Origin of the sequence: Pseudomonas sp. Leaf129 (assembly GCF_001423465.1) — a bacterium.
In the GTDB taxonomy this organism is placed as follows: Bacteria; Pseudomonadota; Gammaproteobacteria; order Pseudomonadales; family Pseudomonadaceae; genus Aquipseudomonas; species Aquipseudomonas coleopterorum.
Genome location: NZ_LMOC01000010.1, coordinates 297,756 through 319,734, shown reverse-complemented (window position 1 = coordinate 319,734; position 21,979 = coordinate 297,756). Strand labels below are relative to the sequence as shown.

General features: G+C 63.6%; 22 protein-coding genes. 9 read left to right on the top strand and 13 right to left on the bottom strand.

Features of this window, described 5'->3' with window-relative positions:
- Positions 1-82 precede the first annotated feature (82 nt).
- Both ASF66_RS20130 and pcaR read right to left on the bottom strand, forming a co-directional pair.
- Positions 83-1,429: an MFS transporter gene (locus tag ASF66_RS20130; protein WP_056845090.1), complete on the bottom strand. Its 1,347-nt coding sequence runs from the start codon at positions 1,427-1,429 to the stop codon at positions 83-85.
- 291 nt (positions 1,430-1,720) lie between these two features.
- The gene (pcaR, locus tag ASF66_RS20125; protein WP_049860671.1) at positions 1,721-2,605 is read right to left on the bottom strand and encodes a pca regulon transcriptional regulator PcaR; all 885 of its coding nucleotides are present in this window, start codon (positions 2,603-2,605) and stop codon (positions 1,721-1,723) included.
- A 296-nt stretch (positions 2,606-2,901) separates the two neighbouring features.
- On the opposite strand from pcaR, the gene ASF66_RS20120 reads away from it, so the two are divergent.
- Positions 2,902-3,102, top strand: coding sequence for a hypothetical protein (locus tag ASF66_RS20120; protein WP_049860670.1), 201 nt, complete (start codon positions 2,902-2,904; stop codon positions 3,100-3,102).
- A 297-nt stretch (positions 3,103-3,399) separates the two neighbouring features.
- Entirely contained in the window at positions 3,400-4,872 is a 1,473-nt protein-coding gene (locus ASF66_RS20115) for an inorganic phosphate transporter (RefSeq protein ID WP_049860669.1), read from the top strand.
- Between the two features lie 69 nt (positions 4,873-4,941).
- Here ASF66_RS20115 and ASF66_RS20110 read toward each other — a convergent pair whose 3' ends face one another.
- On the bottom strand, positions 4,942-6,414 hold the full coding sequence (locus ASF66_RS20110) for a helicase HerA-like domain-containing protein (protein ID WP_056845089.1): 1,473 nt from the start codon (positions 6,412-6,414) through the stop codon (positions 4,942-4,944).
- Between the two features lie 354 nt (positions 6,415-6,768).
- On the opposite strand from ASF66_RS20110, the gene ASF66_RS20105 reads away from it, so the two are divergent.
- Complete coding sequence (locus tag ASF66_RS20105) at positions 6,769-7,764, top strand: lysylphosphatidylglycerol synthase transmembrane domain-containing protein (RefSeq protein WP_056845088.1); 996 nt, start codon at positions 6,769-6,771, stop codon at positions 7,762-7,764.
- On the opposite strand, the gene ASF66_RS20100 is transcribed toward ASF66_RS20105, so the two are convergent.
- Positions 7,733-7,960, bottom strand: a complete 228-nt coding sequence (locus ASF66_RS20100) for a hypothetical protein (protein ID WP_056845087.1) — start codon at positions 7,958-7,960, stop codon at positions 7,733-7,735. The genes ASF66_RS20105 and ASF66_RS20100 overlap by 32 nt on opposite strands.
- A 2-nt stretch (positions 7,961-7,962) precedes the next feature.
- Entirely contained in the window at positions 7,963-8,814 is an 852-nt protein-coding gene (purU, locus tag ASF66_RS20095) for a formyltetrahydrofolate deformylase (protein WP_056845086.1), read from the bottom strand.
- Positions 8,815-9,128: 314 nt separating this feature from the next.
- Between purU and mvaT the strand changes: the two genes are divergently transcribed.
- The gene (mvaT, locus tag ASF66_RS20090; protein ID WP_049860664.1) at positions 9,129-9,509 is read left to right on the top strand and encodes a histone-like nucleoid-structuring protein MvaT; all 381 of its coding nucleotides are present in this window, start codon (positions 9,129-9,131) and stop codon (positions 9,507-9,509) included.
- An 83-nt stretch (positions 9,510-9,592) separates the two neighbouring features.
- Here the strand turns inward: mvaT and sbcB are convergent, their stop codons facing one another.
- From sbcB to ASF66_RS20070, 4 genes are all read right to left on the bottom strand, one after another.
- Positions 9,593-11,032: an exodeoxyribonuclease I gene (sbcB, locus tag ASF66_RS20085; protein ID WP_056845085.1), complete on the bottom strand. Its 1,440-nt coding sequence runs from the start codon at positions 11,030-11,032 to the stop codon at positions 9,593-9,595.
- A 73-nt stretch (positions 11,033-11,105) separates the two neighbouring features.
- Positions 11,106-12,263, bottom strand: a complete 1,158-nt coding sequence (locus ASF66_RS20080; RefSeq protein WP_056845084.1) for a phospholipase D-like domain-containing protein — start codon at positions 12,261-12,263, stop codon at positions 11,106-11,108.
- Between the two features lie 122 nt (positions 12,264-12,385).
- On the bottom strand, positions 12,386-12,715 hold the full coding sequence (locus ASF66_RS20075; RefSeq protein ID WP_049860661.1) for a hypothetical protein: 330 nt from the start codon (positions 12,713-12,715) through the stop codon (positions 12,386-12,388).
- Positions 12,712-13,791 carry a serine hydrolase domain-containing protein gene (locus ASF66_RS20070; protein ID WP_056845083.1) on the bottom strand — a complete coding sequence of 360 codons (1,080 nt, stop codon included), beginning with the start codon at positions 13,789-13,791 and terminating at the stop codon, positions 12,712-12,714. Before ASF66_RS20070 ends, ASF66_RS20075 begins: the two co-directional genes overlap by 4 nt.
- 208 nt (positions 13,792-13,999) lie before the next feature.
- Between ASF66_RS20070 and olsB the strand changes: the two genes are divergently transcribed.
- Together olsB and ASF66_RS20060 are read left to right on the top strand one after the other, a co-directional pair.
- Entirely contained in the window at positions 14,000-14,755 is a 756-nt protein-coding gene (gene olsB, locus ASF66_RS20065; RefSeq protein WP_049860659.1) for an L-ornithine N(alpha)-acyltransferase, read from the top strand.
- Positions 14,755-15,525 (top strand): lysophospholipid acyltransferase family protein, encoded by a 771-nt coding sequence (locus ASF66_RS20060; protein ID WP_056845082.1) that lies wholly within the window; start codon positions 14,755-14,757, stop codon positions 15,523-15,525. The genes olsB and ASF66_RS20060 overlap by 1 nt, the downstream gene beginning before the upstream one ends.
- Before the next feature lie 117 nt (positions 15,526-15,642).
- Here the strand turns inward: ASF66_RS20060 and ASF66_RS20055 are convergent, their stop codons facing one another.
- Positions 15,643-16,215 carry an acyl carrier protein phosphodiesterase gene (locus tag ASF66_RS20055; RefSeq protein ID WP_056845081.1) on the bottom strand — a complete coding sequence of 191 codons (573 nt, stop codon included), beginning with the start codon at positions 16,213-16,215 and terminating at the stop codon, positions 15,643-15,645.
- Positions 16,216-16,355: 140 nt separating this feature from the next.
- Between ASF66_RS20055 and ASF66_RS20050 the strand changes: the two genes are divergently transcribed.
- From ASF66_RS20050 to ASF66_RS20040, 3 genes are read left to right on the top strand one after another with little or no spacing between them, the layout of a single operon-like run.
- Positions 16,356-16,658, top strand: a complete 303-nt coding sequence (locus tag ASF66_RS20050; protein ID WP_049860656.1) for an ArsR/SmtB family transcription factor — start codon at positions 16,356-16,358, stop codon at positions 16,656-16,658.
- 13 nt (positions 16,659-16,671) lie between these two features.
- Positions 16,672-17,838 (top strand): MFS transporter, encoded by a 1,167-nt coding sequence (locus tag ASF66_RS20045; RefSeq protein ID WP_056845080.1) that lies wholly within the window; start codon positions 16,672-16,674, stop codon positions 17,836-17,838.
- 15 nt (positions 17,839-17,853) lie between these two features.
- Positions 17,854-18,903, top strand: coding sequence for an alkene reductase (locus tag ASF66_RS20040; RefSeq protein ID WP_056845079.1), 1,050 nt, complete (start codon positions 17,854-17,856; stop codon positions 18,901-18,903).
- A 37-nt stretch (positions 18,904-18,940) separates the two neighbouring features.
- On the opposite strand, the gene ASF66_RS20035 is transcribed toward ASF66_RS20040, so the two are convergent.
- The 3 genes from ASF66_RS20035 to ASF66_RS20025 all read right to left on the bottom strand — a co-directional run bounded on the left by ASF66_RS20035 (position 18,941) and on the right by ASF66_RS20025 (position 21,897).
- Positions 18,941-19,780 (bottom strand): hypothetical protein, encoded by an 840-nt coding sequence (locus ASF66_RS20035; RefSeq protein WP_056845078.1) that lies wholly within the window; start codon positions 19,778-19,780, stop codon positions 18,941-18,943.
- 90 nt (positions 19,781-19,870) lie between these two features.
- Entirely contained in the window at positions 19,871-20,869 is a 999-nt protein-coding gene (locus tag ASF66_RS20030) for an NAD-dependent epimerase/dehydratase family protein (protein WP_056845077.1), read from the bottom strand.
- 137 nt (positions 20,870-21,006) lie between these two features.
- Positions 21,007-21,897 carry a LysR family transcriptional regulator ArgP gene (locus ASF66_RS20025; protein WP_056845076.1) on the bottom strand — a complete coding sequence of 297 codons (891 nt, stop codon included), beginning with the start codon at positions 21,895-21,897 and terminating at the stop codon, positions 21,007-21,009.
- Between the last annotated feature and the right edge of the window lie 82 nt (positions 21,898-21,979).

Sequence of the window (21,979 nt, the reverse complement as noted above, 5' to 3'; positions counted from 1 at the left end):
GTACAGGTTAGGGCGCCAGCTCCTCACGAACAATCCGATTATCGACTATCCGTTCGATAATCGAACGATACAGCGGCGCGTTTCAGGTCGCGTCGGCGTGGCTGACGCGACTCTTGATCAGCAAGGCCACGGTGGCCAGCACGGCAGGAACGACCAGCGCGGTCAGGACCTGTTCGAAATTCCAGCCGAGGCCCAGCAAGGTCGCGCCCATCCAGGCCCCCAGGATCGCGCCGAAACGGCCGATCCCCAGCATCCAGGACACCCCGGTGGCACGCCCTTGCGTGGGGTAGAAGCGCGCGGCCAGCGACGGCATGGCCGACTGCGCGCCGTTGACGCACATGCCGGCAATCAATACCAGCGTCGCCAGCAGCGTGATGTTGCCCAGGCTTTGCCCGACCGCGTAGGCGAACACCCCAGCGAGCAGGTAGAACGTGGCAATGACCTTGTGCGGGTTGAACCGGTCCATGGCCCAGCCCACGCCCACGGCACTCAGCACACCGCCGAACTGGAACAGTGCGCCGATGAACGCGGCCTGCTCCAGACTCGCGCCGCTCTCGCGCATCAGCGTCGGCAGCCAGCTGGTCAGGAGGTAGACGATCACCAGGCCCATGAAGTAGGTCAGCCACAGCAGCAAGGTGCCGGCGCGGTAGGTACCGGAAAAGATCACCGCCAGCACGTTGCTCGCCTTGACGGTTTTCTGTTCGGGCACACTGAAACGCTCGGCCCGCGCCACCTGCTCCGGGTCGATCGGCGCCAGGGTGCGACGTATCTTTTCCACGCCCTTGTTGCGCACCACCAGATACCGCGCCGACTCGGGCAGCCAGATCATCAACACCACCGCCAGCACCAGCGGCAGCACGCCGCCGAGCAACAGCAGGCTGTGCCAGCCGAAGGCGGGAATCAGCTTGGCGGACATGAACCCACCTCCGGCCATGCCGAGGTTGAACCCACAGAACATGCTGGTCACCAGCAGCGAACGAAAGCGCTCCGGGGTGTACTCGGACAACAGCGTAGTGGCGTTGGGCATGCCGGCCCCTAACCCCAACCCGGTGAGAAAGCGCAGGATCAACAGCTGATCGACGTTGCTGCTGTAGGCCGAAGCCAGGCTGAACCCGCCGAACACCAGCACGGCGCCGACCAGCACCAGCTTGCGCCCGAAACGGTCGGCCAATGGCCCGGAGCCCAGGGCGCCGAACACCATGCCGATCAATGCGGCGCTCATCACCGGTCCGAGGCTGGCCCGGTCGATGCCCCACTCCTGCGACAGCGCAGGTGCGATGAAGCCCATGGCGGCGGTGTCCAGCCCGTCGAGGAAGACGATCAGGAAACACAGGATGACCACGCGCCATTGATAGCGCGACAGCGGTCGGTCGTTGATCAGGGTCTGCACATCCAGGCACAGCCCCACAGCGTTGGCAGGTTTGTTCATTGTTGTTCTTGTCATTGTGATTGTCCGGGAAAGACGGGCACGTCGATGCGGGCCATGCGGCCGCATGCCTGGGCAGTCGAAGGTCTAGGGGTGTCGCGTGGCGAGCGTCGGAACGCAAAGGGAGCAAAAGCTGAAGGCGTTGCGCATGAGGTGATCCTCGCTATTTTTATTGGCGACCGCTTGAGCGGTCGATGCGATGGACATTAGTCAGCGCGCCCCGGTCGGGTCAATCGGGCACTGGCGGATGTGTGCGGTCACCGCACACTGCCATGCAGAGCGCCCGCCAAGCGTTCAAGCGAACAGTTGCGCACTCAGATCGCGACTGGCCGACAGCATGATCGGCAGAAAACGCTGCTCAAGCTCGGCCCGGGTGACGCGACCGGCGTGGGTGCTGACATTGAGCGCGGCCAATACCTGCCCCGACGCGTCGTACACCGGCACGGCAATCGAACGCAGCCCTTGCTCCAGCTCCTGATCGACGATGCACCAGCCCTGCTGGCGAACCCGTTCCAGGCACTCCAGCAACGCGGTTTTGTTGGTCAGGGTCCGACTGGTCTTGGGCGCAAGATCGGTGTGCTGCAGGTATTCGTGCAGCGACGCGTCGTCGAGTGCCGCGAGCAGGATGCGACCCATGGAAGTGCAATACGCCGGCAGTCGACCGCCCACCGAAAGGTCCACCGAAATCAGCCGCTGAGTCGTGGCCGAACGGGCGATGTAGAGGATGTCATCGCCTTCGAGGGTGGCCATGTTGCAGGCTTCGTGCAACTGCTCGCTCATGCGATCCAGGTACGGTTGGGCCGACACGGCCAGGGGCGTGGACGACAGATAGGCATGGCCCAAGGTGAGGACCTTGGGCAACAGCGAGTAGGTGCGCCCATCGGTGGTGGCATAGCCCAGCTTGATCAGGGTGTGCAGACAGCGCCGCACGGCAGCCCGCGGAATTTCTGTCCGGTGGCTGATCTGCGCAATGGTCAGGTGTCGCTTGCGCTCCTGAAACGCTTGCACCACCGCCAGTCCGCGGGCCAGCGAGGTCATGAAGTCCGGGTCGCCAGTGAAGGCTTGGATGCGCTTGGCGGGCGATGCGACGATCGGCGGGGCCAGTGAGCTGAACGCAGGGCGCTGTGGCACTTTCGAACCGGTTGCTGACGGGCCTGCCGGTGGTGTGTGTTCGCTCATGGTGCTGCCCTCTGGAATGTTCGAAACCGACCGAGGGCGATTATCGGACCGGTGGGCGATAATCGCAAATCCATTGCGCTGATCCGATTTCTGGCAGGATGACGTTGCCAGGCGGTCCTGAAACTTATTCCTGTCTGTGCTTTCTCAGATTGTGTTGTGCACATTGATACACACCGAATGAACGGCCTTCCTGCCCCGTCGCGGTTGCAGCCCGCTACAATGCGGGCTCCAACTGCCAGGCGGCTCTCGACGCCTCATCGGTGGGTTTCAACTTTCCAAATAACAGAGTAATAAAAGTGACGAAAGACGAACTGCGCGCGCAACTGGAGCGCCAGGAACAACGTTACAAGGAAGTCTACGGCGGTGAGATCACCACCTATGCCGCTCAGCCAGATCCAGAACGCAAACCGTGGCGCAAACGTGCCAGCATTCTCGATCAGGCCTTTCAGGAAGAGATCCAGAAGATCGAAAAGGATCTCGAGCAACAGAACGCATGACACAGGCGTGGCAGGCGGCTATCGGCCGCTTGTGCCACGTCAATTGCCTTCAGAATTGCGTCATCCGCTGATAAATTTCATACGACCGTTTGAATCTTTCGTCTGGCTTACGGCTTTATGGCGGCCTATCGATAGCCCGAATTTTCGGGGCTCAAGCCAGGCTCGTCTGCAAGCCATGTGCTGCCACCATCGTCCTGTCGCTCGAAAAGCGGACCCACCGGTCAGCGCCTGGGGGGTCATACCGCGTCGATTTCTGGCATAATCGCGCCCCCTCAATGGCCCGGTCACAAAACCTTCATGATCGAATTATTCAGCGCACTGGATGCGTGGGTGCTGATCAGCCTGTTCTTAGCGCTGGCGTTCGTACTCACCTTCGAATTCATCAACGGCTTTCATGACACCGCCAACGCGGTCGCCACAGTCATCTATACCAAGGCCATGCCGCCGCACCTGGCGGTATTCCTGTCCGGTATCTTCAACTTCCTCGGTGTACTGCTGGGCGGCGTCGGCGTAGCCTACGCAATCGTTCACCTGCTGCCGGTCGAGTTGCTGATCAACGTCAACACCGGACACGGCCTGGCCATGGTGTTCTCGCTGCTGGCCGCAGCCATTACCTGGAACCTGGGCACCTGGTATTTCGGCATTCCGGCGTCGAGCTCGCACACCCTCATCGGCTCGATTCTGGGCGTGGGCCTGGCTAACGCGCTGATCAACGACATTCCACTGGGCGATGGCGTCAACTGGCAGAAGGCGATCGATATCGGTGCCTCGCTGGTGTTCTCGCCGCTGGCCGGCTTCGTGGCGGCGGCCCTGGTGTTGATCGGTCTGAAGTGGTGGCGTCCGACCTCCAAGATGCACAAGACGCCTGAGCAGCGCCGCAAGCTGGACGACAAGAAACACCCGCCGTTCTGGAATCGCCTGGTGCTGGTCCTGTCGGCCATGGCCGTGAGCTTCGTGCACGGTTCCAACGATGGCCAGAAGGGCATCGGCCTGATCATGCTGGTGTTGATCGGTATCGTTCCGCAGCAGTTCGTGCTGGACCTGAACGCGACCACCTACCAGATCGAGCGGACCCGCGACGCGACCCAGCACCTGAGCCAGTTCTATCAGCGCAACCAGGCCACCCTGGGTGAATTCCTGGCGCTGGGCAAAGCTCAGCAGGGCGATCTGCCGGAGAAATTCAGCTGCAATCCACAGCAGACCGAACCGACCATCGCAGCGCTGCTGAGCACTCTCGATGGCGTCTCCGACTACCACTCGCTGGCTGCCGAACACCGTATCGAAGTGCGTCGCTACCTGCTCTGCCTGGATGACACGGCGAAGAAGGTCGGCAAGCTGCCGGCACTGGAACCGCGCGAGAAATCCGACCTGGAGAAATTGCGCAAGGACCTCACTGCCACCACCGAGTATTCGCCGTTCTGGGTGATTCTGGCCGTGGCCCTGGCGCTGGGTATCGGTACCATGGTCGGCTGGAAGCGTGTGGTTCTGACCATCGGCGAGAAGATCGGCAAGCAGGGCATGACCTATGCCCAGGGCATGTCGGCTCAGATCGTCACCGCCTGTGCGATCGGCGCGGCCAACGTGTTCAGCCTGCCGGTCTCGACCACCCACATCTTGTCCTCGGGCGTGGCCGGGACCATGGTGGCCAACAAGAGCGGCCTGCAAGGTGGCACGGTTCGTACCATCATGTTGGCCTGGGTGCTGACCCTCCCGGCCTCCATGGGCCTGGCGGCCGGTCTGTTCTGGTTGGCCAGCCAACTGGTGGGATGACCACCGCGTGACACTCTGCAAAAAGGCGCCCACGGGCGCCTTTTTGCATGGCTGAAGAAACCTCCTGCGCTACTTGCGCTTGCTCCCTCCCAACAGGGAGCCCATCAAGCCACGCACCAACTGGCGGCCGAACTGGTTGGCAGCCTGGCGCATCGCCGACTTCAACGCCTGCCCTGCTGCCCCACTGAGAAACTCGCCGGCCTTGTCGGCCAGGCTCGGCTCCGATGGCTGTACGGGATCCGCCGTCGGCGGCAGTTTGCGCGCGGTCAGCATTTCATAGGCGGATTCGCGGTCGATCGGTTTATCGTAGCGACCGGCGAGCGGCGAGTGGCGCACCGTGGCCGCGCGCTCGGCGTCGGTCAGTGGGCCGATGCGCGACTGCGGTGGCGCGATCGCGACCCGCCGGACCATCGCCGGGGTGCCTTTTTCCTGCAGCGTCCCGACCAAGGCTTCACCCGTGCCCAATTCGGTCAGCACGGCCAGAGTGTCGAACTCGGGGTTGGGCCGGAAGCCCTCGGCGACGGCCTTCAAGGCCTTCTGCTCGCGGGCGGTGAATGCACGCAGGCCGTGCTGGATGCGCAGGCCCAGCTGAGCCAGCACTGCATCGGGCAGGTCGCTGGGCGACTGAGTGACGAAGTACACGCCAACGCCCTTGGAACGGATCAACCGCACCACCTGTTCCAGACGATCCTGCAAGGCCTTGGGCGTGCCGTTGAACAGCAGGTGGGCTTCGTCGAAGAACAATGCCAGCAGCGGCTTGTCGGCATCACCGCGCTCGGGCAACTGCTCGAACAGTTCGGCCAGCAGCCACAGCAGGAACGTGGCATAGACCTTGGGGGCTTCGTGGACCAGGCGGCTGGCGTCGAGCAAATGGATGCGGCCGCGACCCTCGGCGTCGGGGTGCAGAATGTCTTCCAGGCGCAAGGCCGGCTCGCCGAACAGCGCTTCGGCGCCCTGTTGTTCCAGGCTGGCCAGACGGCGCAACAGGGCTTGGCTCGACCCCGTGGTCATCAAGGCGCTGTCGTCGCCCAGCAGCTCGGGATTGTCCCGGAGATGATTGAGCAAGGCCTTGAGGTCCTTGAGGTCGAGCAGGAGCAGGCCTTCGCGATCGGCCACCTTGAAGGCGGCATACAGCGCCGACTGCTGGCTGTCGGTGAGCTCCAGCAGGCTGCCCAGCAGCAGCGGCCCCATTTCGCTGAGCGTGGTTCGCAGCGGATGGCCGGATTGGCCGTGGATGTCCCACAGCGTGACCGGGCAGGCCTGCGGGCGATAATTGAGCCAAGGCATCTGGGCAATGCGTTCGGCGATCTTGCCCTGAGGGTTGCCGCTGGCACCCAGGCCACACAGGTCGCCCTTGATATCGGCGGCAAACACCGCCACCCCGGCCTCGCTGAACGCCTCTGCCAGGCGCTGCAGGGTTACCGTCTTGCCGGTCCCGGTGGCCCCGGCGATCAAACCATGGCGGTTGGCCAAGCGCAGGTCCAGGCCTACGGGTTCACCGCTGGAATCGGCACCGAACAGTACGTGTCTGGCATCCGTCATCTTGCACCTCTGCTGTTATTCAATGAAGCATAGGGCAGCGTAATGCCAAACAGACCGGTGTGCAGGAAAAACGTGCGCTGGAACCATTTCTGTGGGAGTCAGTGAGGGCCTCTTCGCGGGCAGAGACCCGCTCCCACACACATCCGTACCCACCTCTGTGGGAGCGGGCTCTGCCCGCGAAGAGGCCAGCACAATCAACCCAAGATCAACTACACCACAACGCCAAGTCGCTGACGAATCCCCCCGACGCGGCTATCATCTCGGCCACGACGGCCTGGCGCCGGCCCATACGGACTTTCCCATGCAGCGCACTCCCCTTTCGCTTCCCTGCAACCTCGCGGCGAACCACCAGCCATGAACCGAATGCTGTGGCTGGTCCTGATCATCGTCGTCGCCGTACTGATTCCAGTGATCATGGGCGGCACCGAAATGCTTCAGCGCCTGCGCGGGTTCTCGTTGCTTCTGCTGCTGGGCATGTTCGGCATGATCTGTGTCGGCTGGGTGGTGAATGCCATGCGCCTGCGCCTGCTGCTGGCCGAGCAGGCGGCGCGCATCGGTCGGCTGAAGACCGTGGCCGTGGTGATGGCCGCCGAGTTCGCCTATTGCGCCACCCCTGGTGGCAGCGGCGCACCGCTGACACTGCTGGCGCTGCTCGGCCGGCACGGCATCGGCGCGGCCAAGACCAGCGCCGTGTTCGCCATGGACCAGCTCAACGACCTGATGTTCTTCTTTTTCGCCCTGCTGTGCATTCTGGTCTACGCGCTGTTTCACAACCTCAGCCAGGCCCTGGAAAGCATGCTGCTGGCCAGCGGTATCCTGATGGCCGGGGCCTTGGTCGCCTGCGCAGTCCTGGCGCGCTACCACCGCCCGGCGATCAAGCTCAACGGCCGATTCCTGCGACTGCTGCGGATCAAGCCGGCCACGCGGCGGCGCTGGGCACGCAAGCTGCTGCACTTTCTGGACGCCTTCGCCGACAATTTCCGCCTGCCCCGCCGCGTGCTCGCCCAAGTGTTCGCCTTGACCTGCGTACATTGGACGTTGCGCTACAGCGTGCTGTATTTCACTTTGCAGGGATTGGGTAGCGAAGTGGACTGGGCGTGGAGTTTCCTGATCCAGATGCTGGCCCTGAGTGCCGGCCAGTTCAGCCTGTTGCCCGGTGGCGCGGGCGCGGCCGAGCTGGCCTCGGCCGCGTTGCTGGCGCCCATGGTAGGCAAGTCGACCGCCGCTGCCGCCATCCTGATCTGGCGACTGGTGACCTACTATTTCTACCTGATCGCCGGCGGCCCGGTGTTCGTTGCCCTGCTGGGCAAGCCCCTGCTCAACAAGTTGCTGCGGGCTCGTCAGGCTTGAGCTCGGCAGCCGTGTCGGCGTCGCGGGCAGGCGTACCCTGCTGCCGTTCCGACACCTGTTGCGCCCGCAACGCCTCGGCACCGGGAAACTCGGTGCCGTGTTCTTCGCTCAGCGCTTCGGGATCATAACGGCTCGCGCAACCCGCACCGAGCACCGGCAACGGCTTTGCACTGGCCTTGTCGCCGGGGTCGTTCATGTTCAGCTGAACACGACGGTCTTGTTGCCGTGCACCATCACCCGATCTTCCAGGTGATAGCGCAGGCCACGGGCCAGAACCATCTTCTCCACGTCGCGGCCGAAACGCACCATGTCGTCGATGCTGTCGCTGTGGCTGACACGGACCACGTCCTGCTCGATGATCGGACCGGCGTCCAGTTCTTCGGTCACGTAGTGGCAGGTAGCACCGATCAGTTTCACGCCGCGCAGCGAGGCCTGATGGTACGGCTTGGCACCGACAAAGGACGGCAGGAAGCTGTGATGGATGTTGATGATCTTGCCGGCATAGGCCTGGCACAGCTGCGGCGGCAGGATCTGCATGTAGCGCGCCAGCACCACGACGTCGGCCTGGTGCTGATCGACCAGGCGCGAAACCTCGGCAAACGCCGGCAGTTTGTCCGCAGGGTCGACCGGCACGTGGTAGTAGGGAATGCCATGCCATTCGACCATGCTGCGCAGGTCATCGTGGTTGGACACCACACAGGCGATGTCGCAGTCCAGCTCGTTGCTGTGCCAGCGGTGCAGCAGGTCGGCGAGACAGTGGGATTCGCGGCTGGCCATGAGCACCACGCGCTTCTTCTGCGCGGTGTCGGTGACCCGCCATTCCATGGCGAATTCTTCGGCGATGGGCGCGAACGCGGCGCGGAACGCCTCGATGTCGAACGGCAGGGTGTCGGCACGAATTTCGTGGCGCATGAAGAACCAACCGTTCTGGTCATCGGAGTGGTGGTTCGATTCGGTGATCCAGCCATTGTGGGACGCCAGGAAATGGCTGACTTTGGCAACGATGCCAACGCGGTCCGGGCAAGCGGTCACCAGCCGAAAAGTGCGCATGTATTCAAACTCCAGAAACTTCGCAAAGGGCGCCATTCTAGCGGTTGACGGGCAAGTCTGCAGTATTGATTGCAGCCTTGGCTGTCAGGTGCAGAGCCGCCCTGCTGCGCCGATCGGCGCCGACGAGCACAGTGTCGATACAGGGGCAGGTATTATATAGATGTGCGGAGGTAAACATGAAAAACCCTTCACCTGAATCGTGGATAACCGGCCCGGCGCAAAACGCTGTTCACGTTAATTGTTTACTTGGTTCGGAAGGATGCTTATTATCACCCCACTGTTTTCACTGACACTTGCATTCCCGAGGTATCACCATGTCCCTGATCAACGAATATCGCGCTACAGAAGAAGCCATCAAAGAGCTTCAAGCCCGCTTGAAAAACCTGTCGCAAGACGACAAATTGCAAACCGAACTGGAATTCGAAGGCAAATTGCGCACCCTGATGGGCGAATACCAGAAATCGCTGCGCGACATCATCGCCCTGCTGGACCCGGAAGCCAAGTTGAACAAGGCACCGCGCCCTGCCACCGGTAAAGTTACCGGCACCAAGCGTGCGCGCAAGGTCAAGCAATACAAGAACCCGCACAACGGTGAAGTCATCGAAACCAAAGGTGGCAACCACAAGACCCTGAAAGAATGGAAAGCCAAGTGGGGTGGCGATGTGGTCGAAACCTGGGCCACTTTCCTGGGCTAATCGTTACATCTTGTTAAGTCGCACCGTGCCAATCAAAAAACGCCAGTCCCTGGACTGGCGTTTTTTTATGGCCTCTGTTCAGCTCAGTGAGGCACCATGCCCACGCGTACCGCCAATGCCTGAGCGTAGGCCTGCCAATGCCGCAGCACTTGCGTCTGCGCCGGATCAGCCTTGGCCATGCATTCGCCCAGCGCGGCATTGAAACCCTGCAAGGTATTGGGTGCGCCAAATACAGGATCGCTCAAGCGCTGTTGGCAGAATTGCAACCAGCGCTGTGTTTCAAGAGGATTCAGTGTATCCGGAAAGTTGCGCGCCCTGTAGCGAAACAGTAATTCGGGCAGTCGATCGTCATCGAACATCAAGTCGGCACGGGCCAACTGTTCTGGATCCAATGTACGAATGCGTTCACACAATAATCGGTCGCGGTCGCCAATGAAGCTGTCGTACAACTGCTGCTCCGGATCGGCACTCTCGGGAAACGTCGTCGTTTGATAGAGCGGTGACAATTTGTAATGCCATTGCGGCTGGTCATTGCATAAGCGCATCGCTCGAGCCTGATAGAGCGGTTTATCCAGATTGAGGCGCTGCCAATCTTCATCGCGCAATACGTTGAGGGGCGCGATGACCGGGCAACGATTGATGTGCAGAAGTTTCAAAGGCACGGGCGCTTCGCCCTCGGCCAGATCCTGACGCCGCTTGTACAATCGCTCTTGCAATACTTCGATACTTTGTTCGATCAAGGGTTGGGGATCGTGAGCCAGATCATAGACGATCAACGCATTGCGATTGGTCGGATGCCAAGCCAGTGGCAGGACTACTGCGGCATAGCGTCGCGCAGCGCCGAATTGACCGGAAACATGTACCAGCGGCTGCAACAGCTGAATGCTTTGCTGCACCCGTTGTTTGCTGCGCATTTGAAACAGCCAGTCGTACAGTTTGGGTTGGCGTTGGCGGATCAAACGTGCAAGGGCGATGGTAGCGCGGACGTCGGACAGCGCGTCATGGGCCTGGCCATGGTCGATGCCGTTGGCCGCCGTGAGCAGCTCCAGGCGCATGCTGGCGCGTCCGTCCACCTCTGGCCATTCGATGCCGTCCGGACGCAGGGCATAGGCCGCCCGCACCACGTCGATCAGGTCCCAACGGCTGTTGCCACCCTGCCATTCCCGCCCATAGGGGTCGAAGAAATTACGATACAGGCTGTAACGGGTCATCTCGTCATCGAAGCGCAGGGTGTTGTAGCCGGCTCCGCAGGTACCGGGCATGGCTAGCTGTGCGTGGACCCGGGTCATGAAATCGGCCTCGCTCAGGCCACGGTCGGCCAGACGCTCGGGGGTGATGCCGGTGATCATGCAGGCCGCAGGGTGCGGAAGAATGTCGTCGCTGGGCTGGCAGTACAGATTGACTGGCGCGGCGATCTCGTTGAGGTCGGCATCGGTGCGGATTCCGGCGACCTGCAAGGGCCGGTCGCAGCGCGGATTGATGCCGGTGGTTTCGTAGTCGTACCAGAAGATGCTGGAAGTCACTGAGGTGTCCTGTGCGCAGTAGCGCGACAGTGTAGAGCCCTGCCCGGCATCCGGCCACGCCTGCCGAGCAGCTTCAGCCGCGGCGGCGGAACACGGCCACGCTCAGGCGATCCATCCAGCCGAAGATGCGCTGCTGGACGCGCCCCCAGAACGGCCGACGGCGCCAATCGCTCAGACTGACTTCGTGGCTGGCCGCAAAGTCGGTGGTGAAGCTGCGTTCCACCGCCTCGGTCAGGACGGGATCGAGCGCCTCGAGGTTGGCTTCCAGGTTGAAGCGCAGGTTCCAGTGGTCGAAGTTGCAGGAACCGACACTGACCCAGTCATCGATCAAGACCATTTTCAGGTGCAGGAAACAGGGTTGGTATTCGTAGATCTTGACTCCGGCCCTGAGCAGCTTGGGGTAATAGTTGTGTCCGGCGTAGCGCACCGAGGGGTGGTCGGTGCGCGGGCCGGTCAGCAACAGCCGTACATCCAGGCCGCGACTGGCCGCCCGCCGCAGCGAACGACGAACCTTCCAGGTCGGCAGGAAATACGGCGTCGCCAGCCAGATGCGCCGCTGTCCGCTGTTAAGTGCGCGCACCAGCGATTGGAGTATGTCGCGATGTTGACGAGCGTCCGCGTAGGCTACCCGACCCAGCCCTTGGCCGCCTTCGGGCATGGGCGGCACGCGCGCGAGGCCGAAATGGGTCGGCGGGCGCCAGGCGGTGCGCCTGAGGTTGGCACGCCATTGGCGGTCGAACAGCATCTGCCAATCGGCAACCAGAATGCCGGTGATGGCGACCATCACTTCGTGCCATTCGCTGACACTTTCATCCGGCTGCCAGAATTCATCGGTCACACCGGTGCCACCCACCATCGCCCATTGCTGGTCCACCAGCAGCAGCTTGCGGTGGTCGCGGTACAGGTTGCGCACGCCGCGGCGCCAACTGATCGGGTTGTAGAAGCGCAGTTCGACGCCGGCGTCGGTCAGCTGCGCGCGCAGTTCCGTGGTGAAGGCCAGCGAGCCGTAATGGTCGAACAGGCAGCGCACATGGACACCACGCACTGCAGCCGCCTGCAGAGCCTGAACCACAGCCGCCGCGCAAGCACCGGCTTCCACCAGGTAGAGTTCGAGATCGATCGTGTGCTCGGCCTGGCCGATGCGTTCGAGCATGCGCGGAAAGAACTGCGGCCCATCGATGAGCAGCTCGAACTCGCTGGAGTTGCGCCATGGGAACACCGGCCCGCCCATATCAGCGCCCCTTCATGACGGGTAGGGTCGCTTGCAAGCCGTTCGAATCATGCATGGGCAGTCCTGTAACCAAGTGAAAGAAGAGGCCAGTGATCGGCGCGGGCAACGTGGCTCGGGCAGTTTCATCCATCACTCCCCGGAATCAACCGGCAGCCTTGCCGCGGACCGACCCAGGCCGCCGTGTTGCTGCGTCCCAGGCCACTGGCCAGGACCCGCCGCTGGCCCGAGTCTTCGCTCAGGCTGCTCAGCGGCAGATACTGTCTGATGTAGCTCTGACAGTACTCGACGCTGTTTTGCATGACGTAGCGGCATGAACAGTACTCTTTTGCCGAATAGGCACTGAGGATGTCCGGAAATGCCAGCAACTGTGTGCGCTCGTGCCACAGCCAGGTGGCCGCCGTCAGCGATAGCAGCAGGCTGAGGGCCACCCAGGCGCGCTTGCCGGTGCTCATTGGCCACCCTCCGGGGCAAAGGCGGCGAGCAGCCGTTGCAGCAGTGCATCATGGCTGAAGCTGGCATCGCGATCGTCGGCATAGCGCACGATCACCAAGCGTTGCTCGGGCAACACGTACAGGGCTTGCCCCCAGTGCCCCAGCGCCGCCATCGTGCTGCGCGGGGCGTGGGGCCAGGCGGCGTTGCTGTTGAGCCACCAATGCGCGCCTGCGGCCGGCTCGCCCGGCACGTCCTGGCTCGGGGCGAATGGGGTGCGATTGAAGGCGACCCAGGCCTGAGGCAGCAACTGCCGGCCCTGCCATTCACCATCGCGCTGCATGAGCAGGCCCACGCGTGCCAGATCCCGCGCGGTCAGGTAGGCATATGAAGAGGCGACGAAGGTGCCGCTGGCATCGGTCTCCCACACCGCCTGGTCGATGCCCAGCGGGGTGAACAACGCCTGCCAGGGATAGTTCGGGTATTCATGCAGGCCGACCATGTTGCGCAGCGCGGCGGCGAGCAGATTGCTGTCGCCGCTGGAGTAACGAAACCGTTCGCCGGGGGCATGGGCACGTCGGTGGCTGGCAGCGTAGCTGGCCATGTCCTGATGGCCGCGGGTGTAGAGCATCGCCACCACCGATGAATTGAGCGGCGCGTATTCGTAGTCTTCCTCCCAGTCCAGCCCCGAGGCCCAGTGCAACAGGTCCTCGACCCGGATGTCACGATGGGAGTCGAGCGGCTGGAAATAGTCGGCGGCGGCATCCTCAAGGGCAAAGCGCCCTTCGCCGTAGGCCACGCCCATCACCGTGGCCAGCAGGCTCTTGCTGATCGACCAGGTGGCATGCACCCGATCGGCGGCGCCGGGCCCGGCGTAGCGCTCGTAGACGATCTCGCCGTCGCGGATGGCCAGCAAGGCGTCGGTGCGCACGCCTTCGCGCGTGACGTCATCGCGCGGCAAGAACGCATAGCGCTCCAGCTCGGCAATGGCCGGCGACGCCGGTGCCAATGCCTGGCTCCACTGCGCGGACGGCCAGCTTTGCGCACCCACCGATACCGAGCACAGCAGAAAGATCGACAGGATAAACAGACGCGACATGCGAGAAAGGCTCGTGAGCGGGGTTGGCGCGAGTGTGCAGTGCGGGTATGACAGCCGTTCGCTGCAAGAGTTGTGTGGCATGCGGCCGCCGGGTCTGTCACGCAAGCATCACCAAAGCTTCACGGGGGTGACACCGCGTCTTCCTAGGCTGGCCATGCCTAGCAAAATCGACCTGCCGCACTCACCGGCCGGCTTTTGGAGACTTGCAATGACTCAGATCGCACGCTCTGGCGACACCCGTACCGAACGCCGTCTGCAGGCCGAACGCCTCACCGGCCCGCAAGCTCTGCACGAGGCCCAGGCCCTGCGCTTCGCCGTGTTCAGCACCGAACTCAACGCCACGCTCAAGAGCGCCGAGCTGGGTCTGGATGTCGACGACTACGATGCCCACTGTCAGCACATCGGTGTGCGCGACCTGGCCACCGGGCGTCTGGTGGCGACCACCCGCCTGCTCGACCATCAAGCGGCCAATCGGCTGGGCCGCTTCTACAGCGAAGAGGAATTCAGCCTGCACGGTCTGCGGCATCTGCAAGGTTCGATCCTGGAAATCGGCCGCACCTGTGTTGCGCCGGCCTATCGCAACGGCGGCACCATCGCGGTGCTCTGGGGCGAGTTGGCCGAGGTGCTCAACGAAGGCGGCTACGATTACCTGATGGGTTGCGCCAGCATTCCGATGCAGGACGGCGGCATCCAGGCCCAGGCGATCATGCAGCGGCTGCGCGAGCGCTACCTGTGCACCGAGCACTTGCGTGCCGAGCCGAAGATGCCATTGCCGAGCCTGGACATTCCCGGCAACGTCATCGCCGAACTGCCGCCGCTGCTCAAGGCCTACATGCGCCTGGGCGCGAAGATCTGCGGCGAGCCGTGCTGGGACCCGGATTTCCAGGTGGCCGACGTGTTCATCCTGCTCAAGCGCGACGACCTCTGCCCGCGCTATGCCCGCCACTTCAAGGCGGCCGTGTGATGCCGCGCTGGCGCGTCTACGCGCGCATCCTGCGGCTGCTCTGGGTGATCGGTCTGGGCCTGGCGCTGGCCGGGACGTTCAGCCTGCTGGAGCGGCTGCGCGTACCGAACTGCATGGAGCGGCGCCAGCGTTGGTCGCGCTGGTTCATGGAACGGCTGAGCGATGCCCTGCCCTTCGAGGTCACCGTGCAGGGCGAGTTGCCACGCACGCCCATGCTGTGGGTCGGCAATCACGTGTCCTGGACCGACATCCCGCTGCTCGGCATGCTGGCGCCGCTTTCGTTCCTGTCCAAGGCCGAAGTCCGCACCTGGCCGGTGGCCGGCTGGCTGGCGCTCAAGGCGGGGACGCTGTTCATCCGCCGCGGTGCGGGTGACAGCCAGTTGATCCGCCGGCAGATGACCCAGCACCTGCGCAACGATCTGGACCTGATGATCTTCCCCGAAGGCACGACCACCGATGGACACAGTCTGCGGACCTTCCATGGGCGGCTGATGTCCAGCGCCATCGATGCCGGCGTGGCGGTGCAGCCGATCGCAATCCGCTATGAACGGGGCGGCGATCTGGATCCGATCGCGCCGTTCGTGGGCGATGACGATCTGTTGTCGCACCTGTTGCGTCTGTTTGCGCAGCCTCGGGGGCAGGTATTGATTCAGGTGCTGACGCCGATTGCCAGCACCGGCAAGGAACGGGCGGCGCTGGCCTTTGAAGCGCAGGAGGCGGTGCGGCGGGCGTTGTTCGGTGAGGTAGAGGAGATGCGGCGGGCGGCGTGAGTCAGGTGTTCCGAGTTGCCTCATTCGCGGGCAGAGCCCGCTCCCACAAGGTCCCTCCCAAACCGTGTGGGAGCGGGGCGGGCGGCGAGCCCTCCGCCCGCGAAAGCGTCGGCACAATCACCGCATCTCCCGAGCGAACCCCTGCACCACCGGATAGAACGCCCGGAAATCCTCGCTCAGCGGCTCATACAGCGCCTGCAATTCCTCGAACGCCCCGGCCAGCCCCTCTGGCCTGGACAAGCGCCGCGAGATGCCTTGCAGCACCCGCTCGATGACCCGGAAATCACGGTACGACCCCAGCCAATCCTCGGCGATCATGTGTGGCGCCATGGCCGCCAGCCGTCCGGGCAGGTCGGCTTCGGCGGCCAGCACGCGATAGACGTGGCGTGAGAAGTCCGCCAACGGCTGCTGTGAATAATCCGCCCAGTGCCGCGCCAGGCAGTGATCGAAGAACACGTCGACGATGATCCCGGCATAACGTCGCCGCTCTACCGGAAAACGGCCAATGGCAGCCAGCACCAGCGGATGGCTGTCGGTGAACGCGTCGATCTGCCGATGCAGCCGGATGCCGGCTTCCAAGGGCGCGCTGAAGCGCCCCTCCAGGCGACCCTTGACGAAATCGCCATAGAGGCTGCCGAGCAGCTGCTCAGGTAAAGGACCGCCGAGGTGAAGGTGCGCGAGGTAGTTCATGCCGGCAGCTTAGCACCATTGCGCCTGTATCGTTATAACCCGATATAGCCGAACGACCCTTCGTTAGCACGCAATCATATTTGTATATCGCGAAATACAGATATATATTTCGTCCCGTCCCGATATAAGCCGAGTCCGTCATGCCTCTTGATCTCGACGAAATAATAAAAGCCCTCTCCCACCCCGTGCGCAGGGAAATCCTGGCGTGGCTCAAGGATCCCCAGGGGCAGTTTCCCGATCAGCACCACAGCACCGAAAACGGTGTGTGTGCCGGGCAGATCGATCAACGCTGCGGCCTCTCGCAGTCAACCGTCTCCGCCCATCTGGCGACCCTGCAACGGGCCGGCCTGATCAGCAGCAAGAAGGTTGGCCAGTGGCACTTTTTCAAACGCAACGAGGACGTCATCCAGGCGTTTCTCGCGCAAATGAGCGAACAGCTCTGACAAGGATTTTTCCATGCCTCTATCCCTGCTGATCCTGGCGCTGAGCTCTTTCGCCATCGGCACCACCGAGTTCGTCATCATGGGCCTGCTGCCCGATGTGGCGGGCGATCTCGGCGTGAGCATCCCCAGCGCCGGCTGGTTGGTCACCGGCTACGCCCTGGGCGTCGCCATTGGCGCCCCATTCATGGCCCTGGCCACCGCGCGCCTGCCACGCAAGGCGGCGCTGGTGGTGCTGATGGGCATCTTCATCATCGGCAACCTGCTGTGCGCGATCGCCAGCGACTACAACGTGCTGATGTTCGCCCGGGTGGTCACCGCGTTGTCCCACGGCGCCTTCTTCGGCATCGGTTCGGTGGTGGCTGCGGGGTTGGTCGCGCCCAACAAGCGCGCTTCGGCCGTGGCCCTGATGTTCACCGGCCTGACCCTGGCCAACGTGCTGGGTGTGCCGCTGGGCACCGCATTGGGCCAGGCCGCAGGCTGGCGTTCGACCTTCTGGGTGGTGACGCTGATCGGCGTCGTCGCCCTGATCGGTCTGCTGCGTTTTCTGCCGAGCAATCGCGAAGAAGCCAAGCTGGACATGGTCGCCGAACTGTCGGCGCTCAAGGGCGCCGGGATATGGCTGTCTCTGAGCATGACGGCGCTGTTCGCCGCATCCATGTTCACCTTGTTCACCTACATCGCGCCGCTGCTGGGCGATGTCACCGGCATCTCGCCGCGCGGCGTCACCTACACCCTGCTGCTGATCGGCCTGGGCCTGACCGTGGGCAACATCATCGGCGGCAAGCTGGCGGATCGACGCCTGGGCGCGACCCTGGTCGGCGTGTTCGCGGCCATGGCGGTGGTGTCCACCGCGCTGAGCTGGACCGCAGTCGCCGTCATTCCCACCGAAATCACCCTGTTCCTGTGGGCCGCTGCAGCCTTCGCCGCCGTGCCTGCGCTGCAGATCAACGTGGTGACCTTCGGCAAGTCGGCACCCAACCTAGTGTCGACCCTGAACATCAGCGCCTTCAACGTGGGTAATGCCCTGGGCGCCTGGATCGGCGGCGCCGTCATCGCCGGCGGCCTCGGCCTGACCAGCGTGCCACTGGCCGCGGCGGTCCTGGCCGTGCTCGCCTTGATCGTCACCCTGATCACTTTTCGCCAGACCCGGACTCCGGACCTGGCACCTGCCACTCACTGATAGAGGCTGTTTTCCATGACTACACTTTTCGACCCGATCAAGCTCGGCGCGCTGGAACTGCCGAACCGTATCATCATGGCCCCACTGACCCGCTGCCGCGCCGACGAAGGCCGCGTGCCGAACCAGATGATGGCCGACTACTACGTCCAGCGCGCCAGCGCCGGCCTGATCCTCAGCGAAGCGACCTCGGTCACGCCCATGGGCGTCGGTTACCCGGATACCCCCGGCATCTGGTCCAACGACCAGGTGCGTGGCTGGGCCAACGTCACCCAGGCCGTACACGCCGCCGGTGGGCGGATCATGCTGCAGCTGTGGCACGTGGGCCGTATCTCCCATTCTCTGTACCTGAACGGCGAACTGCCGGTGGCCCCCAGCGTCATCGCCGCTGACGGCCACGTCAGCCTGGTGCGTCCGATCACCGGTTTCGAAACGCCACGGGCGCTGGAAACCGCTGAAATCGCCGACATCGTCGAGGCCTACCGTGTGGGCGCGGAAAACGCCAAGGCCGCCGGCTTCGACGGCGTGGAAATCCACGGCGCCAACGGCTACCTGCTCGACCAGTTCCTGCAGAGCAGCACCAACCAGCGCACCGACGCCTACGGCGGCTCGCTGGAAAATCGCGCGCGCCTGCTGCTGGAAGTGACCGATGCGGCCATCGACGTCTGGGGCGCCGACCGTGTCGGCGTGCACCTCTCGCCACGCGCCGACCTGCATGACATGGGCGACGCCAACCGCGCCGAAACCTTCACCTATGTGGCCCGCGAGCTGGGCAAGCGTGGCATCGCGTTCATCTGTGCCCGCGAGAAGGAAGGGGAAGACAGCCTGGCCGCGCAACTGCGTGATGCATTCGGCGGTCCGTACATCGTCAACGAGCGTTTCGACAAGGCTTCGGCCAACGCTGCCCTGGCCAATGGCATCGCCGATGCCGTGGCCTTCGGCGTGCCGTACATCGCCAACCCCGACCTGCCCGAGCGCCTGCAGGCCGATGCACCGCTGAACGAGCCACACCCTGAAACGTTCTACGCCAAGGGCGCTGCTGGCTACCTGGACTACCCGCGCATGTAAGCGGCAGGCCGGGCCGCTACCAGGCGCGCCCGGCCGTTCAGCGCCGCAGCTGACTGATCTGCTGTTGCAGGTTCTGCACCTGACTCTGCAAGGTGGTCAAGCTGCGCGTCGCCTGCCCGCGAAACGCATCGAATTCATTGACGCTCGGCCCACTGCTGGCCGCCGGGCGATTCTCCTGCTCGCTCTTGAGCACGATCAGGTCCTGCTCCAGACGCTCCAATTGCGCGCTGGGGTTGCTCTTCTTCAATGCGGCCAGCTCGCCGTCCAGGCCATCCAGGCGTGCCTGCAACTTGCCGGTATCCGGCTGGGCCTGCTTGAGTGCGGCTAGGTCGCTGCCCAGGCTCTTCAACTGCGCCTGCAACTGCTCGTTGAGCGTCTGCTGCGCGGCCACTTGCGACGCCGCCTGCTCCAGACGTGTCTGCAAGGTGCTCTGCTGACCGGCCACACCACTCTGCTGCTGGGTCTGCTGTGCCAACTGCTCCTGCAACTGCTTGATCTCGGCCCGCATCGCTTCGCTGCCCGACACGGCAGTGGATTGGGTGTTGGCAACCTTGCCACTGATGTCCTGCAGGCGCCCCGCCGCTTCTTCGCTGATGCGCGCGAAGCTTTCCTGGGTCGCCACCAACTGCTGCTCCATCAGGTTGATCTGCTGGAAGCTCCACCACCCCAGCCCGCCCAAGGCGATGAACAAGGCCCCGATCAGTGCCCACAGCGCGCCGGTGCTGGGCGCCTTGACACGCACCACCGGGGTGTTGCGCGAATACAACGCATTGCGCTCGCGCCCGCCGCCCACTGGGGCGAAGTCGTCATCGTCGCGGGTATCGCCGCGCAGGCTGGGCAGGTTGTCGTCGAAGTCGTCGCGGGCATCTTTGCGCATGTGAGAAACCTTTGGGTCACGGGGTAATGGCCGGGACCGCGAGTATAACCTCGCCACGGTGGTCATCGACCGACCACCGAGGCAATTGGCTCAGGCGCCGGGCGCGCCCTGGGCACGCCACCAGCCACAGAACTCATCCAGCGATGCCCACAGCGACGTCCGCGGGTCGTAACCCAGATAGTGTCGGGCTCGGTTGATATCCAGCGTGAAATGCTCATGCAGCGCCTGCACCTCGTAGCGCGACAGTCGCGGCCGAGGCTGGCCGGGCCAGAGCAGGCAGGCCGCCTCGCCGAGCGCAGCGCTGCCGTGGGCCAGGCCGAAATCGCGATAGCGCTGCACCTGAGGCAATTCCAGCTGGCGCATCACGTAGTTGATCACGTCCCACAACGGTATCGGCGCGCCATTGCTGATGTTGTAGACCTGATTGAGCGCGGTATCGCCCGCCGACAACGCGCCCAGCAGTGCCTGGTTGAGGTTCTGCACACTGGTGAAATCGACCTTGTTCAAGCCGTCACCGATGATCCGCAAGCGATTCTTGCGCTGGCGCTCGATCAGCCGTGCGAACTGCTGCCCGTCGCCAGCGCCGGTCACCCGATGCGGGCGCAGCACGACGGTTTCCAGGCCGAACTCGGCGGCGCCCAGAACCTTCTGCTCGGCCAGCCACTTGGTGCGCGCCTCATGGCCACGCAGGCGCTTCGGCACCTGCTCTTCCTTGAGTCCAAGGTGGCTGCGGCCGTCGACATAGACCGCCGACGACGACAGGTACACCAGCCGTTGCACATGCTCCTTGAGACAGGCCTCGACGACGTTCTCGGTGACTTCGACGTTGGCCTGATGAAACGTCTGGTAGCGGCCCCAGGTACCCACGGCACCGGCGCAATGCACCACCGCATCGATGCCTATGCACAGGCGCTTGGCCAGATCGGGGTCGAGCAAGTCACCCTGGGTGAACTGCGCACCGCGTCGAACCAGATGCTCCACCCCTTCGGCCCGGCGACCATTGATGCGCACCTCAAGCCCCTGCTCCAGCGCCAGACGCGTGAAGCGTCCGCCGATGAAGCCGCTTGCGCCGGTGACCAGAATCTTCATGAATTGCTCCGCTGTACATCGATCAATGTGTAACCGCAGCTCGCCCGGAAAAGGGCTTTGCCGCGTGCTTCTAGGTGATTTACGGGCGTGCACTGCACGCCTGGACGACGCCTGCTACCGATAGACGCGCGCAGGGCTCACAGCGGCACCAACCAGCTCCCGGCACCGTCGCGCAGATGCTGCGTGAGCCGTTCGAGCAGCTGTCCGCCGTTGCGCCAGTGATGCCAGTACAGCGGCACATCCACCGGATGTCCGACGCAGATCTCGATCAGACTGCCTTCGGCCAGCGCGTCCTCGACCTGCAGTTCTGGCACCATGCCCCAACCCATGCCGGCCTTGGCCAAACGGTTGAAGCCCTCGGACGAGGGGCACAGGTGATGGAGAAAGCCCTCGGCCAGACCCAGCGATGCCAGAAAGCGGTGTTGCAGATAGTCGTCGGGGCCGAACACCAGTGCGGGCGTGCGCGGCAGATGGGCCGGGTTGAACCCGTCGGGAAAATGCCGGGCCATGAAATCGGGGCTGGCCAGCGCCCGGTAGCGCATGGCCCCCAGCAAGAGACTGCGCGCGCCGGCCAGAGGCCGCTCGCTGGCACACAGGCAGGCCGCCACTTCACCGGCACGCATGCGCTTGAGGCCGACGTCCTGATCCTCCACCACATGGTCCAGAAGCAACTGCTCGCGAATGCAGAACTCACCCACCGCGCCCGCCCACCAAGTGCCCAGGCTGTCGGCATTCAAGGCGATGCGCAGGCGCTCGGGCATGCCCTGCTCATCCAGCGTCGGCACCTGCCCCTGCAGATCACGCTCGAGCAATCGCACCTGCTGCACATGGTTGAGTAGGCGCCGGCCGATATCGGTCGGTGCCGGTGGCGTGGCGCGGATCAGCACCGGCTGACCCACCCGTGCTTCGAGCAGTTTTATCCGCTGCGACACCGCCGATTGCGACAAGCCCAGCACCTGGGCAGCACGCTCGAACCCGGCCTGTTCCACCACGGCAGCCAGTGCGGCGAGCAGCTTGTAATCGAACATCAGTTTCCCTAATGAGTGATCAGCACTATTGGTTTTTCTTATACCGCGCCAGTCCTCACAATGGCCAGCTTCTAAAGGGAGA

What these genes read in the sequence shown, in the direction of transcription:
- ASF66_RS20130 (WP_056845090.1), bottom strand. Translation starts at nt 1,429, where the DNA reads ATGAACAAACCTGCCAACGCTGTGGGGCTGTGCCTGGATGTGCAGACC.
- pcaR (WP_049860671.1), bottom strand. Translation starts at nt 2,605, where the DNA reads ATGAGCGAACACACACCACCGGCAGGCCCGTCAGCAACCGGTTCGAAA.
- ASF66_RS20115 (WP_049860669.1), top strand. Translation starts at nt 3,400, where the DNA reads ATGATCGAATTATTCAGCGCACTGGATGCGTGGGTGCTGATCAGCCTG.
- ASF66_RS20110 (WP_056845089.1), bottom strand. Translation starts at nt 6,414, where the DNA reads ATGACGGATGCCAGACACGTACTGTTCGGTGCCGATTCCAGCGGTGAA.
- ASF66_RS20105 (WP_056845088.1), top strand. Translation starts at nt 6,769, where the DNA reads ATGAACCGAATGCTGTGGCTGGTCCTGATCATCGTCGTCGCCGTACTG.
- ASF66_RS20100 (WP_056845087.1), bottom strand. Translation starts at nt 7,960, where the DNA reads ATGAACGACCCCGGCGACAAGGCCAGTGCAAAGCCGTTGCCGGTGCTC.
- purU (WP_056845086.1), bottom strand. Translation starts at nt 8,814, where the DNA reads ATGCGCACTTTTCGGCTGGTGACCGCTTGCCCGGACCGCGTTGGCATC.
- mvaT (WP_049860664.1), top strand. Translation starts at nt 9,129, where the DNA reads ATGTCCCTGATCAACGAATATCGCGCTACAGAAGAAGCCATCAAAGAG.
- ASF66_RS20080 (WP_056845084.1), bottom strand. Translation starts at nt 12,263, where the DNA reads ATGGGCGGGCCGGTGTTCCCATGGCGCAACTCCAGCGAGTTCGAGCTG.
- ASF66_RS20075 (WP_049860661.1), bottom strand. Translation starts at nt 12,715, where the DNA reads ATGAGCACCGGCAAGCGCGCCTGGGTGGCCCTCAGCCTGCTGCTATCG.
- ASF66_RS20070 (WP_056845083.1), bottom strand. Translation starts at nt 13,791, where the DNA reads ATGTCGCGTCTGTTTATCCTGTCGATCTTTCTGCTGTGCTCGGTATCG.
- olsB (WP_049860659.1), top strand. Translation starts at nt 14,000, where the DNA reads ATGACTCAGATCGCACGCTCTGGCGACACCCGTACCGAACGCCGTCTG.
- ASF66_RS20060 (WP_056845082.1), top strand. Translation starts at nt 14,755, where the DNA reads ATGCCGCGCTGGCGCGTCTACGCGCGCATCCTGCGGCTGCTCTGGGTG.
- ASF66_RS20055 (WP_056845081.1), bottom strand. Translation starts at nt 16,215, where the DNA reads ATGAACTACCTCGCGCACCTTCACCTCGGCGGTCCTTTACCTGAGCAG.
- ASF66_RS20050 (WP_049860656.1), top strand. Translation starts at nt 16,356, where the DNA reads ATGCCTCTTGATCTCGACGAAATAATAAAAGCCCTCTCCCACCCCGTG.
- ASF66_RS20045 (WP_056845080.1), top strand. Translation starts at nt 16,672, where the DNA reads ATGCCTCTATCCCTGCTGATCCTGGCGCTGAGCTCTTTCGCCATCGGC.
- ASF66_RS20040 (WP_056845079.1), top strand. Translation starts at nt 17,854, where the DNA reads ATGACTACACTTTTCGACCCGATCAAGCTCGGCGCGCTGGAACTGCCG.
- ASF66_RS20035 (WP_056845078.1), bottom strand. Translation starts at nt 19,780, where the DNA reads ATGCGCAAAGATGCCCGCGACGACTTCGACGACAACCTGCCCAGCCTG.
- ASF66_RS20030 (WP_056845077.1), bottom strand. Translation starts at nt 20,869, where the DNA reads ATGAAGATTCTGGTCACCGGCGCAAGCGGCTTCATCGGCGGACGCTTC.
- ASF66_RS20025 (WP_056845076.1), bottom strand. Translation starts at nt 21,897, where the DNA reads ATGTTCGATTACAAGCTGCTCGCCGCACTGGCTGCCGTGGTGGAACAG.